12 protein-coding genes are annotated in these 13,240 nt (G+C 63.7%); 3 read left to right on the top strand and 9 right to left on the bottom strand.

Features of this window, described 5'->3' with window-relative positions; all coding sequences use genetic code 11:
- The first annotated feature begins 67 nt into the window (after positions 1-67).
- Complete coding sequence (locus I6L33_RS17825) at positions 68-2,041, top strand: methyl-accepting chemotaxis protein (RefSeq protein WP_216973033.1); 1,974 nt, start codon at positions 68-70, stop codon at positions 2,039-2,041.
- A 68-nt stretch (positions 2,042-2,109) separates the two neighbouring features.
- The gene (locus I6L33_RS17820) at positions 2,110-2,985 is read left to right on the top strand and encodes an OmpA family protein (protein WP_005302285.1); all 876 of its coding nucleotides are present in this window, start codon (positions 2,110-2,112) and stop codon (positions 2,983-2,985) included.
- Positions 2,986-3,053: 68 nt separating this feature from the next.
- On the opposite strand, the gene gloA is transcribed toward I6L33_RS17820, so the two are convergent.
- The 8 genes from gloA to rsxA all read right to left on the bottom strand — a co-directional run bounded on the left by gloA (position 3,054) and on the right by rsxA (position 10,641).
- A complete protein-coding gene (gene gloA / locus I6L33_RS17815) occupies positions 3,054-3,467 on the bottom strand; it encodes a lactoylglutathione lyase (protein WP_021467004.1) in 414 nt (137 codons plus the stop codon).
- 96 nt (positions 3,468-3,563) lie between these two features.
- Complete coding sequence (gene nth, locus I6L33_RS17810; RefSeq protein WP_017778817.1) at positions 3,564-4,205, bottom strand: endonuclease III; 642 nt, start codon at positions 4,203-4,205, stop codon at positions 3,564-3,566.
- A gap of 14 nt (positions 4,206-4,219) precedes the next feature.
- Positions 4,220-4,978, bottom strand: coding sequence for an electron transport complex subunit E (locus tag I6L33_RS17805; RefSeq protein ID WP_017764207.1), 759 nt, complete (start codon positions 4,976-4,978; stop codon positions 4,220-4,222).
- Between the two features lie 16 nt (positions 4,979-4,994).
- Entirely contained in the window at positions 4,995-5,627 is a 633-nt protein-coding gene (rsxG, locus tag I6L33_RS17800; protein ID WP_010633633.1) for an electron transport complex subunit RsxG, read from the bottom strand.
- A 112-nt stretch (positions 5,628-5,739) separates the two neighbouring features.
- A complete protein-coding gene (rsxD, locus tag I6L33_RS17795; RefSeq protein ID WP_216973032.1) occupies positions 5,740-6,792 on the bottom strand; it encodes an electron transport complex subunit RsxD in 1,053 nt (350 codons plus the stop codon).
- A 3-nt stretch (positions 6,793-6,795) separates the two neighbouring features.
- Entirely contained in the window at positions 6,796-9,489 is a 2,694-nt protein-coding gene (rsxC, locus tag I6L33_RS17790) for an electron transport complex subunit RsxC (protein WP_216973031.1), read from the bottom strand.
- Positions 9,490-9,491: 2 nt separating this feature from the next.
- Positions 9,492-10,055, bottom strand: a complete 564-nt coding sequence (gene rsxB / locus I6L33_RS17785) for an electron transport complex subunit RsxB (protein ID WP_005302265.1) — start codon at positions 10,053-10,055, stop codon at positions 9,492-9,494.
- A gap of 4 nt (positions 10,056-10,059) precedes the next feature.
- Positions 10,060-10,641 carry an electron transport complex subunit RsxA gene (rsxA, locus tag I6L33_RS17780; protein ID WP_005302262.1) on the bottom strand — a complete coding sequence of 194 codons (582 nt, stop codon included), beginning with the start codon at positions 10,639-10,641 and terminating at the stop codon, positions 10,060-10,062.
- Positions 10,642-10,753: 112 nt separating this feature from the next.
- On the opposite strand from rsxA, the gene I6L33_RS17775 reads away from it, so the two are divergent.
- The gene (locus tag I6L33_RS17775; protein WP_216973030.1) at positions 10,754-11,650 is read left to right on the top strand and encodes a DMT family transporter; all 897 of its coding nucleotides are present in this window, start codon (positions 10,754-10,756) and stop codon (positions 11,648-11,650) included.
- A 95-nt stretch (positions 11,651-11,745) separates the two neighbouring features.
- On the opposite strand, the gene I6L33_RS22150 is transcribed toward I6L33_RS17775, so the two are convergent.
- Positions 11,746-13,044, bottom strand: a complete 1,299-nt coding sequence (locus tag I6L33_RS22150) for a PAS domain-containing methyl-accepting chemotaxis protein (protein ID WP_005302254.1) — start codon at positions 13,042-13,044, stop codon at positions 11,746-11,748.
- Positions 13,045-13,240 lie beyond the last annotated feature (196 nt).

Raw genomic sequence — 13,240 nt, 5'->3', positions numbered from 1 at the left:
TAGCCGATTCTATTATCGACACGCGAGCTTATAATTGACCACTCAATCAATGGAATGGAGAGCAAGGATGAAGAAGCTGGGATTGGCGCACAAGATGTTGCTGGTTGTCTGCCTGCCACTGCTGGCCCTGCTGTTTTTCTCCGGCCGGTACGTGTATGAACGCTATCGGGTCGAACAGGAGATGAGCCAGGCCCAGGCCGCGTTGGATGTGGTTCGGGAAGCGGCGCAACTGGCCCACGAGCTGCAAAAAGAGCGCGGCATGTCGGCCGGCTTCCTTGGCTCCGGCGGCAACAAGTTCCGCGATGCCCTGCCGGCCCAGCGCAAGGTGGTGGATGGCCTGCTGCAGCGTTTTGCGCAGGATCCGGCCCTGCTGGCGCTCAGCGAGGTGCAGCAGGAGCTGGCCGGGCTGACGGCCATGCGCGAGCGGGTCAGTGCGTTGGGGGTGGAGGTGGCGGAGCAGGTCGGCGTCTACAGCCGGATCATCTCCCGCCTGCTAGCGGTGGTGGATCAGATCAGCATCCACAGCCGGGATGCCACCATAGCGCTGCAGACCAACGCCTATGCCGCCTTCTTGCAGAGCAAGGAGCGGATGGGGCTGGAGCGGGCGACTTTAAGCAACGTGTTCGGCCGAGACAGCTTCACGCCAGCGCTGCTGCAGCAGTTTATCTCGCTGCTGGCGGCCCAGAATACTTATCTTGAACGCTTCCAGGCGGTGGCGAGCCCCTCCCAGCGCCAGCTGCTGGCCGACAGCCTGGCCTCGCCTGTGGTAGCCAAGGTGGCCGCCATGGAGAAACTGGCGCTCGACAAGGCGGCCACTGGCGGCTTCGGGGTGGATGCCGAAGCCTGGTTTGCCTTGAGTACCGACAAGATAGGCCTGCTCAAACAGAGTGAGGATCGTCTCTATCAGCAGCTGTCCGAGCGGGTCGACCAGATGCGGGCCCAGAGTGCCAGCGACTTCTGGTGGGCTGCCATCGGGGTCTTGCTGTGCGTGGCACTGACCACCTTCGTCTGCTGGCGGGTGGTGCGGGATCTGCACCTGGGCTTCACGGCGCTGCATCAGACCTTCAAGCGGCTGGTGAAGGAGAACGACCTGACGGTGCGGGTCAACTGGCAATCCGGCGACGAGCTGGGGGCACTGGCGCGGGATCTGAACCACTTCCTCGAACACTTGGAAGGCTTGCTGCTGGCGGTGCGCCGCTCCTGCGAGGTGTTGACCCGCAGTGCCGCCGCCTCGGCCAACGTCATCTCCGAGGTGAACGCCGGGGTGGCCAAGGGCTTTGGTCAGGTGGACCTGGTGGCGACCGCCGCCACCGAGATGGCCTCAACGGTGGCAGAGATTGCGCGCAACGCCACCCAGACCTCGCTGGCGACCCAGCAGGCCATCGGCCGGGCCCGGCAGGGGGACAAGGAGGTGGATCAGACCATAGACGCCATCCAGCTGGTGGCGGGTACCCTGAGCGATACCCAGCAGCTGGTGGACAGCCTGCATCAGGATACCGAGTCGGTGGGGGAGGCCCTCAACCTGATCAAGCAGATCTCGGATCGCACCAACCTGCTGGCCCTCAACGCGGCCATCGAGGCGGCCCGTGCCGGTGAATCCGGCCGCGGCTTTGCGGTGGTGGCGGAAGAGGTGCGGGCGCTGGCATCGCGCACCCAGCAGGCCGCCGACGACATCGAACGGATGCTGGCGCGTCTGCGTCAGGGGGCCAATCAGGCGGTGACGGCCATGCACCTGGGAACCGAGCAGGCGGGGCTGAGCGTGACCGAAGCCAAACGGGCGGGCAGCGAGCTGACCGACATCGTCAACGAGGTGCGCAAGGTGAGCGACATGACAGCCCAGGTGGCCACCGCCACCGAGGAGCAGCGTTATGTCACCGATGATATCCAGCACAACGTGATGACTATCCGCGAGGTATACGAGGCGCATCGCCAGCACTCGGAGACCCTGCAGCAGAACAGCGTTGAGCTGGATCAGCTGGCACGAGAGCTGGCGGGCCGCATCGCCAGCTTCAAGCTGATGGGCGGATCTTCACCCCATTGAGCGCTTTGACCTAAAGCTTGTCCTGCCCCTGCCGATACCTAACCAGAGATCGTGTGGAGGGCAGGCAGTTGAACGCTTGGGTGTTGGGGTTGGTCAGCATATCAGTGAGTATGCAGTTGCAGGCGGGGGTCACCGAATTCGGTGCCGGCCTGGATCAATCCGTCTGGCGGTTGACCTCTGATACCCAGGTGGAGTGCCGGCTCGAGCATCCCATCCCCAGCTGGGGCACGGGAGCCTTCGTCAGCCGCGCCGGTCGCAAGATCAATCTGGATTTCGAGCTCAAGGGGCTGCGCCAGCAGGCCCAGACCCAGACGGTGAGTCTGGGCATCATGCCGCCCATCTGGCGCCCTGGTCTGGCCGGTCGGGAGATAAGCCAACTGCGTTTTTACCAGCAGTTTGATGGCCTGGTGGAGGGGCAGACCGCCTGGACCATGCTGGACGAGCTGGAGGGGGGGCGCATGCCGACCTTCCAGTATCGCGACTGGTATCGCCAGAACCGGCCGGTGCGGGTCTCCCTCTCCTCGGTCAATTTCCGGGTCAAGTACCAGGCCTTCATGGACTGCGTGAACGGCCTGCTGCCCTACAGTTTCAACGACATCGCCTTCAGCGTGCTCACCTACGACAAGAACAGCGATCAGCTGTCGCTGGCTTCCAAGCGGCGGCTGGCGATGATCGGCGAGTATGTGAAGGTGGACAAGAGCATCGACGTGGTGGTGATCGACGCCTACAGCGACAGCTATGGCGGCCGCTGGCCGAACCAGAAGCTCTCGGAGAAGCGGGCCGATGCCATCAAGAAGGTGTTTGTGGATCTGGGCATCGATCCCGGCAAGATCTCGGTGGAAGGGCACGGCGAGAAGCAGCACGTCGCCTCCAACGAGACCGAGGGTGGCCGTGCCAAGAACCGGCGGGTGGTGATCAACATGGGCCGCAACGGCGCCATCTGAGTGATATCTTTGCCATAAAAAAAGAGCGCCTCGGCGCTCTTTTTGGTTTTTTCGGGGACAAGCCTGGATCAGAAGCTCTCGCCAAGGCCGCTGCCGGCATCTTTCTTGGCGATCAGTTCAATCTTGTAACCGTCCGGATCCTCGACGAAGGCGATGACGGTGGTACCGCCCTTGACCGGACCCGGCTCGCGGGTGATCTTGGCACCGGCGGCGCGCAGCGCATCGCAGGTGGCATAGATGTCGTCCGCTTCCAGCGCGATGTGGCCGTAAGCCGAGCCCAGCTCGTACTCGCTCACGCCCCAGTTGTAGGTGAGCTCGATGACGGCCTCATCCTTCTCGTCGCCGTAGCCGACGAAGGCCAGGGTGTACTTGTATTCGCTGTTCTCGCTCTTGCGCAGCAGTTTCATGCCCAGCACACGGGTGTAGAAGTCGATGGAACGTTGCAGATCGCCGACGCGCAACATGGTATGCAGAATTCTCATTGCTCAATTCTCCGGGTTGGTGATTGGTACTGCCTTGAATCCATGGCCCTCGGCCTGGGTCCGCAGACGCCTGTGAGCCAGGCCTCGCCCTGCGGATCAGCTCTCGGGGTAGACTTTTTCTTTGTACTCACACAAATCTTCGATGATGCAGGAGCCACAGCGCGGCTTGCGGGCCAGACAGGTGTAGCGCCCGTGCAGGATCAGCCAGTGGTGCACATCCAGCTTGAACTCGGCCGGAACCACCTTGAGCAGCTTCTCCTCCACCTGATCGACGTTCTTGCCCACCGCAAAACCGGTGCGGTTGGAGACCCGGAAGATATGGGTATCGACGGCGATGGTGGGCCAGCCGAAGGCGGTGTTGAGCACCACGTTGGCAGTCTTGCGGCCGACACCGGGCAGGGCCTCGAGGGCCTCGCGATTCTCCGGCACCTCGCCGCCGTGGCGCTCCAGCAGGATGGCGCAGGTCTTGATGACGTTCTCGGCCTTGGTGTTGAACAGGCCAATGGTCTTGATGTACTCCTTGAGCCCGTCCACCCCCAGATCCAGCATGGCCTGCGGGGTGTTGGCCACCGGGTAGAGCTTGTCGGTGGCCTTGTTGACGCTCACGTCGGTGGCCTGGGCCGACAGCAGCACGGCGATCAGCAGCTCGAACGGCGTGGTGAAGTTGAGCTCTGTGGTGGGGTGGGGATTGTCGTCCCGCAGTCGCTCCAGGATCAGTCTGCGTTTCTGGTTGTTCATGGCTCCCTCTTGGCTCAGAGCTGGGTCGCGCGGGCGCCCGCGGCCGGCACGCTGCAATGGGCCTTTTCGGCACTCTGCTTGCGGCCCATCCAGTCGTTGATGGCGTTCTTGCCGGCGATCATCAGGCCGAGGCCGATGAAGCCGCCAGGGGGCAGGATCGCCAGCAGCAGGCTGGCGTCGGCGTGGAACAGCTCGATGCGCAGGGACTTGGCCCACTCACCCAGCAGCAGGTCGGCACCGTCAAACAGGGTGCCCATGCCGATGATCTCGCGAAGGCCCCCCAGCACCAGCAGCACCAGGGTAAAGCCCAGTCCCATCATGAAGCCGTCGATGGCCGCCAGCAGTGGCGGATTCTTGGAGGCATAGGCCTCGGCCCGGCCTATGATGACGCAGTTGGTGACGATGAGGGCGATGAAGATGCCGAGCGCCTGATAGAGGCCGTAGGTGTAGGCGTTCATCAACAGCTGCACGCTGGTCACCAGGGCCGCGATGATCATCACGTAGACCGGGATGCGGATATCCTTGGGCACCCAGTTGCGCACCAGGGAGATGGCGAGGTTGGAGCTGACCAGTACCGCCATGGTGGCAAGGCCGAGCCCCAGCGCATTGGTGAAGGTGGAGGAGACCGCCAGGGTGGGGCAGAGCCCCAGCACCTGCACCAGGGAGGGGTTGTTCTTCCACAGCCCCTGCAGCATCAGCTCCTTGAGCTCTTCACGGCGGCCATTGCTCTCGCTGATCGGGCTCTGCCCGTCAATCACATCAACTTGTTCCATAGCTTGTGCTCCGGCGTTAGGGGGTGGCGTCACAGGCGGGGGCGTCCCGCAGCAGCTCGGGGTGCTCCTGTTGCAGCAACAGCAGGTTCTTCACCGCCTTGACCACGGCCCTGGGGGTGATGGTGGCGCCGGTGAAGGCGTCGAACTCGCCGCCATCCTTCTTCACGGCCCAGCTGGATTCGTTGTCGCGGTTGAGAAACTTGCCGACGAAGCTGTTGATCCAGCCAGATTTTTTCAACTCTATCTTGTCGCCAAGACCGGGCGTCTCGTTGTGGGTCAACACCCGCACCGCGCTGACGGTGCCCTTGGCGTCGGTGCCGACGATCAGGCGAATGGCCCCACTGTAGCCGTCGGGGGCCACGGTTTCCAGCGCATAGCCGGTGGTGGTGCCCTGCAGGGTCGCGGTGTAGAGGGGCATCGGCTGGTCGCTGCCCAGATAGCGTTTGCTCTGCACCAGCTTGCAGCTGGCCACCAGATCGTTGTCATAGCTCCCCTCCGGCAATAGGGCGGAGAGGGTGCGCAGCTTCTCCAGCTGCTGTTGATGGGCGATCCGGCCCTGGGTCAATTCGTTGGTCAGCACCACCAGGGCGGTACAGGCCAGGGCGAACATGGCCAGGGTGACGCCGTTCTTGCGCATGCTCTTTAACATTGCATCGTTCCTGAGAGTGAGGTGTGCGCGACGCTCATACGACGGGCGCCATGGGCGCTGGGACAGCTCAGGCTGTCTGTCCAGCAAGCCATGCAGGCGTTGGCTGTCGAGATCATTTGCGGCGGGCTCCATAGACTTTGGGGCGTGTCAGGCTGTCGATCAGCGGCACGCACAGGTTGGCCAGCAGCACGGCAAAGGCGAAGGCATCCGGGTAGCCGCCAAAACGGCGGATGAGGTAGACCAGCACCCCGATGAGCACGCCATAGACCAGGCGGCCGCGCGGTGTGGTGCTGGCACTCACCGGATCCGTGGCGATGAAGAAGGCCCCCAGCATGGTAGCGCCGCTGAACAGGTGGAACATGGGGGTGGCGGTGGCATCCGGCGTCACCAGATAACCCAGGGTGGCGGCCAGCAGCAGGGCGCCGAGGATGGCCCCCGGGATGCGCCAGTTGATCACCTTCTGTTGCAGCAGGAACAGACCGCCCAGCAGGTAGCCGAGGTTGACCCAACTCCAGCCGATGCCGCCCCAGCCCTCGAACACCTTGTGGGTCATCACCTCGCCGGCGGTGAGGCTCTGGGTCAGCCCGGTTTTCAGGGTATCCAGCGGTGTGGCCATGGTCAGTCCGTCCACTCCCTGCTTGAGCTGGGCCATGCTGTAGCCATCCAGGCTGAAGCCGGTGAAGATCACCGAGGCCGCATCACCAAAGCCGATGTCGTAGGCGGCGATGCTAGACGGCGGCAGCCAGCTGGTCATCTGCACCGGGAAGGAAACCAGCAGCAGCACGTAGGCCACCATGGCAGGGTTGAACAGGTTCTGGCCCAGTCCGCCGTAGAGGTGCTTGGCGATGATGATGGCAAACGCGGTGCCCAGCACCAGCATCCACCAGGGCAGCAGCGGCGGCAGGGAGAGACCGATCAGCACGGCGGTGAGCGCCGCGCTGCCATCCAGCAGGGCTGGCTTGACGGGGCGTTGGCGCACGCGCAGCACCAAGGCTTCGGAGGCCAGCGCCGTGACCAGGGCCAGCAGGATCTGGATCAGGGTGCCCCAGCCAAAGAACCAGCTCTGCGCCAGAAAACCGGGCAGACAGGCCAGCATCACCAGCAACATCAGGGTTTGGGTCTGTCTGCGGTTATGGGCAAACGGCGCACTCGCGATATTGAACATGGATCAGTGGCTCTTGTCGGTCGATGGAGAAGGGGAGGCCTGGGCTGCCGCCTCGGCCGCCAGTTTCCGGGCCTTGGCACGGGCCACGGCGGCAGCGATGGCCGCCTTCTTGGGATCCGCCTCGGCAGCATCAGGCTGCGGGGCGGTAGCAGGGGCCGCCGCAACAGCCGCTTCACCCTCGCTCACGGCTGTGTCGCCTTGCGCTTGAGCCGCAGCCTTCTTGGCCTTGGCGCGGGCGATGGCGGCGGCAATGGCTGCCTTCTTGGGATCCACCTCGGCGGCATCAGGCTGCGGGGCGGCGGCAGGGGCGGCTGCAACAGCCGCTTCACCCTCGCTTACGGCTGCGTCGCCTTGCGCCTGAGCCGCGGCCTTCTTGGCCTTGGCGCGGGCGATGGCGGCGGCGATGGCTGCCTTCTTGGGATCTGCGTCGGCAGTGTCAGGTTGCGGGGCGGTAGCAGGGGCCGCCGCAATGGCCTCTTCACCCTCGCTCACGGCGGTGTCGCCTTGCGCCTGAGCCGCGGCCTTCTTGGCCTTGGCCCGAGTGATGGCGGCGGCAATGGCTGCCTTGTTGGGATCCACATCGGCAGCGTCAGGTTGCGGGGCGGTAGCAGGGGCCGCCGCAACGGCCTCTTCACCCTCGCTCACGGTTGTGTCGCCTTGCGCCTGAGCCGCGGCCTTCTTGGCCTTGGCACGAGCGATAGCTGCGGCGATGGCCGCCTTCTTGGGATCGTCCCCCGCACCGGTCGGCTCGGCTGTTGCCGCACTGCTGCCAGCGCCTGGTTCGGTGGCATCTGCCTCGCTGCCAGCTTGCGCTTTCTTCGCCTTGGCGCGGGCAATGGCTGCCGCGATGGCGGCCTTCTTGGGATCGCTCTGGGCAGCAGCACTGGTTGACGCTGTGGCATCCTCCGGGGTGGCCTGTGCCGCTTCGGTGTCACCGCTCTGGGCTGCCTTCTTGGCCTTGGCCCGCGCCAGTGCGGCGGCGATGGCCGCTTTTTTCGGATCCGCCTCTGTGGTGGCAGTGGCATCGCCCGGCATGGCTGGCGCCGTGTCGAGCGCCTTGGCGGCGCGGCGGGCTTCCGCCTCCCGCTTGCGGGCCTCACGGGCGGCGATCACCGCGCTGTTGTCGGGCCCACCTTCGGCAGTGGCGGCAACGGCCGTGACGGGAGCCTCCTGCTTGGCCTTGAGACGGGCCAGGGCCGCAGCCACCGGATCCTCTCCGCCGGCCGCTGTCATGGCCTGGCGGCGCTGGGCAGCTGCCTCGGCATGGCGGGCTTCGCGGGCGGCTTTCTCCCGCTCGAAGCGGGCCTGCTTGGCCTCGAAGCGCTGCTTGGCGCGCTCGGCCTTCTCGGCCTCGGCGCGAGCTTCGCGGATGTCATCCTTGGCAATCTTGTAGTACTGCACCAGCGGGATCTCGCTCGGGCAGACCCAGGCGCAGGCGCCGCATTCGATGCAGTCGAACAGGTTGAGCCCTTCGGCCTTGTCGTACTCCTTGGCCCGGCTGTACCAGTAGAGCTCCTGCGGTAGCAGGTTGGCCGGACAAGCGTCGGCACAGGCGCTGCAGCGAATGCAGGCCTGCTCCGGACCGGGCGGCGGCAGCTCGGCCCGGGTGGGGGAGAGCAGGCAGTTGGTGGCCTTGACCACGGGTACCATGGCGTGGGGCAGGGTGAAGCCCATCATAGGGCCCCCCATGATGACCCGCTGATCCGCCTCGGGCTGCAGCTCGAAGCGCTGCAGCAGCCAGCGCACCGGCGTGCCCAGCAGCACCCAGGCGTTGCCCGGCTTCTTGAAGGCGTCGCCGGTGAGGGTGACGATGCGGGAGATGAGCGGCTCGCCATCGATGATGGCGCGCTTGATGGCAAACACGGTGGCCACGTTGAGCACCATGATGCCCATGTCTACCGCACGGCCGCCTTTGGGTACCTGACGACCGGTGAGCAGCTCTATGGTCTGCTTGGCGCCGCCCGAGGGGTACTTGGTGGGGACCGTCTTGACCAGTACGTCTTCGTCGGTGGCGTGACGGGTCAGCTCGCCGATGGCGGCCGGCTTGTTGTCTTCCACCCCGATCAGGGTCAGCTTGGGTTTGAGCAGGTGCTTGAGCACCCGGATGCCGTCCATGATCTCGTCGGCATACTCCTGCATCAGCCGGTCATCGGTGGTGATGTAGGGCTCGCATTCGAGGCCGTTGACGATGAGGATCTCGGTGAGCTGGCCGCGGCCATCGAGCTTGCTGTGAGTCGGGAACACGGCGCCGCCAAGGCCCGCGATACCGGCCTGCTGAATGCGCTCGAGCAGTTCACCCCGCTCCAGATTCCAGTAGTCGGCTTGGCCCTTGCGCTCGCCCCAGGCATCTTCGCCATCCGGGGTGAGGGTGATGCAGAGATCGTCGAGACCGGAGGGGTGGGCCACCGTATGGTGGCCGATGGCGGTGATGGTGCCGGAGGTAGAGGCGTGCACCGGCACGATCCGCCCCTTCTCATGACGGGTGAGTGGCTGACCCTTCTTGACCCGGTCGCCGACCCGCACCAGCAGATCGCCGGCCGGGCCCGCGTGCTGGCGCACCGGAATGATGAGCTGGGGCGGCAGACCCGCGTCCACCACTGGGGTGAGGCTGGACTGCTCCTTGTTTTCGGGAGGATGAATGCCGCCGTGAAAATCCCACAGGGTGCCGGCTTTGATGCGTTCGAGTAAGGACTGCATGGTTACTCCACTATCTTGACCGGAATGGTGACGTTGTTGAGATCCCACTTCCAGTTGTCGACCGTGGTGGGCACCGGGATCATCTCGATACAGTCGGTCGGGCAGGGATCGACGCAGAGATCGCAGCCGGTGCACTCGTCCTTGATCACGGTGTGCATCGCCTTGGTGGCACCGACGATGGCATCGACCGGGCAGGCCTGGATGCACTTGGTGCAGCCGATACACTGATCTTCATGGATGAAGGCGACTTTCTTGACCGGTACGGCGGCTTCTGCGCCGCCCAGCGGCTGGGGTTCGACCCCCATCAGATCGGCAATCTTGCGCATGGTGGCATCGCCACCGGGCACGCACTTGTTGATCTGATCGCCGTTGGCCAGTGCCTCGGCGTAGGGTTTGCAGCCAGGGTAGCCGCACTGGCCGCATTGGGTTTGTGGCAGCAGGGCGTCGAGCTGATCGACGATGGGATCGGCTTCCACATGAAACTTGACGGCGGCAAAGCCCAGAATGATGCCGAAAGCCAGGGCCAGCAGAGCCAACACCAGAACGGCAAAAAGAATGTGAATCATAGCGCTATATCTTGATGAGGCCGGTAAAGCCCATAAAGGCCAGCGACATCAGGCCGGCGGTGATCATGGCGATGGAGACGCCGCGAAACGGGGTGGGAACATCGGCGGCCACCAGGCGCTCACGCATGGCGGCAAACAGGATCAGTACCAGCGAGAAGCCGGTGGCGGCACCAAAGCCGTAGATGATGCTCTGGATGAAGTTGTGGTGCTCGTTGATGCTGAGCAGCGCCACCCCCAGCACGGCACAGTTGGTGGTGATGAGCGGCAGGAAGATGCCAAGCAGACGGTAGAGGGTGGGGCTGCTCTTGCGGATAACCATCTCGGTAAACTGAACCACGACGGCGATCACAAGAATGAAGGCGAGCGTGCGCAGGTAGGCGATGTTCAGCGGGATCAGGATATAGTGTTCCATCAGATAGGAACAGGCGCTGGCCAGGGTCATCACGAAGGTGGTCGCCAACCCCATGCCGATGGCGGTTTCCAGCTTGCCGGAGACGCCCATGAAGGGGCACAGGCCAAGAAACTTCACCAGCACGAAGTTGTTGATCAGCACGGTGCCGACCAGTAAAAGCAGGTACTCAGTCATTGCAGGTTGGTTATCCGGTTTGAAGGCGGCGGTATTATCTGATTTTAGGTGCCTTTTAACAACCGCAAGGCCGCATGGTTATTATTCAAATAGCCAATTTCATGGAGGAAACGTGCGCCCTTTACCCATTTTTACCCTGACTCTGGCGATGCTGCTCTGGTCCAGCTCCTTCATCGCGCTCAAGCACGTGCTGGGGGTCTGGGGTTTCGGCCAGGTGCTCTTCATGCGCATGAGCGTGGCGGCCTTTTGCTGGCTGTGCTGCTACCGCTATCTCGGCAATTTTCGCTACCAGCCAGGGGATTGGCGCTGGCTGGCATTGATGGGGGCGCTGGAGCCTTGTCTCTATTTTCTGCTGGAGGTCAACGCCCTGCGCTACACCAGCGCCGGCCAGGCGGGTATGGTCTGTGCCCTGCTGCCGCTGGTGGTGGCCCTGGTCGCCTTTTTGCTGATCGGGGAGCGGGTGAGCCGCCGCCAACTGCTCGGCTTTGCCGTGGCTATCTTCGGCATTGCCCTGCTCGGTTTTGGCAGCGGAGCCGATGAGTTTGCCCCCAACGCCCTGCTTGGCAACAGCCTGGAGATGGCGGCCATGTTCTGCGCCGCCACCTACTCGGTGGTGTTCAAGAAGCTCTGCAGCCGCTACAGCGTGCTGACCCTGACCGCCCTGCAGGCCTTTGTCGGCACCCTCTTTTTTGCCCCCTTCGCCCTCAGCGAGCCCTGGCCTGCAGGCTGGGCCTGGCAGGATATGGCGGTCATCGTCTTTCTCGGTGCCTGCGTGACGCTCGGGGCCTACCTGCTCTACAACTGGTCGGTGACCCAGGTGAAGGTGACGCTGGCGGCAGCCTACGTCAATCTCATCCCGGTGTTTACCCTGCTGCTGGCCTACCTGCTGTTGGGGGAGACCCTCAATGCCCTGCAATGGGTGGCCTGCGGCGCCGTGCTGCTGGGCATCGCGCTGGGGCAACTGCCGGCCAGGCGCAAGGGGGCGCAGGCCGTCACCGCCGAGGGGTAACGGGCGGAGCACCCCATCGAATGCAGGCGGGTAACACAGGAGACAAAGCAAACAGGCGACGCACCGGCGTCGCCTGTCTGTTGTGGACGAAATGGCTAGATTGAGAGCCCTTTGACCGTCTCCGAGACGGAGTTGGCGTCCTCGATGATCTCCTGAATGACGCCGGCGATGATGTCGGCCTGGGCCTGACCTGCCATCGCCTTGTCCGATACCACAGAGACGGTCTGGGTGATCCTGGAGGTGATGTCAGAGTTAAGCCGGATGACGGAGACGATCTCGCCGGTGGAGGTGGAGGTTCTGGCCGCCAGCTGGCGCACTTCATCGGCCACCACCGCAAATCCGCGCCCCTGCTCGCCGGCGCGGGCCGCCTCGATGGCGGCGTTGAGCGCCAGCAGGTTGGTCTGATCCGCGATGCTGCTGATGGTGGAGATGATGGACTCTATGCTTCTCGACTGCTGGTTGAGGTTCTCTATCTGCCGGGTGACCTCGCTGACCGAACTGTTGATGTGGGCCGAGGTTTCCAGCACCTTGTCGATCACCTCCCGTCCTTTGGCGGCGCTCGAAACGGTCTCACCGGCGATGGCGCAGGCTTTCTGGGCCGCCTCGCGCACCGAGATGGATTTCTCCACCCGCTCGCTGATGTCGCTCGCCAGCTTGATGATCTTCACCACCTTGCGCTCGTGGTTGAAGATGGGGTTGTAGGTGGCCTCCAGCCAGATCTTCTCGCCGTGGCGGCCGCGGCGCATGAAGAGCCCGGACTGGATGGCGCCGGATCCGAGATCCCGCCAGAAGTTGGGATTCTGCTGATAAAACTCCTCGTCACAGAACATGCGGTGGGGCTGACCCACCACCTCGTCCAGCCGGTAGCCAAAACAGTGCAGGAAGTTCTGGTTGGCGGTGATGACGGTGCCATCGGGCTGGAAGTCGATGACGGCCAGTGACTTGTCCAGTGCCGTCAGCAGCGCCTGGGTGCGCTCCAGGGTGGATTGTTGCTCGCTGACGTTGGAGGCGACCTTGGCCACCTTGCTCACCTTGCCATCGAGGAGGATCGGGAAGTAACTGGCTTCGAGCCAGACCGCCTTGCCCGATTTGGCCTGACGAATGAAGCGGCCGCTGCGCGACTCTCCCCGCCGCAGCTCCTGCCATAGCTGCTCGTATTCCCGGGTGTTGACATCGTCGGGGAAGCAGAGGGAGCTGTGGTGCTTGCCGATCACCTCCTCCCGGCCGTAGCCCACGATGGCGAGAAAGCGATCGTTGACGAAGGTGATGACCCCCTCCGGGGTGAATTCGATATAGGGCAGCCGTGACTGGATGGCTTGCTCAAAGGCGCCGAGTGCTGCGATCTTTGCCGCTTGTTCACTCTTGTCGTGATTTCCCGTGCGATTCCAAAACATGGCGGAGCTCCTTGTTAAGACCCCTGTGAGGCTCTTCATGACAATAACCGACCGTCTGAATACTAGTACAGGTTCTTTGGCCATCGCCTTGGCCATTGGGGGGAACTGCTTGTTTTGTCGTTATTTATTGTTCCATGTGGGGGAGCGGCAACAGGGGGAATGGGGCAAGTCCGCCTGAGGGCGTGACGGTAGGAGG

This window comes from Aeromonas sp. FDAARGOS 1403 (genome assembly GCF_019047325.1).
Lineage (GTDB): Bacteria > Pseudomonadota > Gammaproteobacteria > Enterobacterales > Aeromonadaceae > Aeromonas > Aeromonas dhakensis.
Note: the sequence above shows the minus strand (reverse complement) of the source record. Positions and strands in the feature narration are given on the sequence as shown.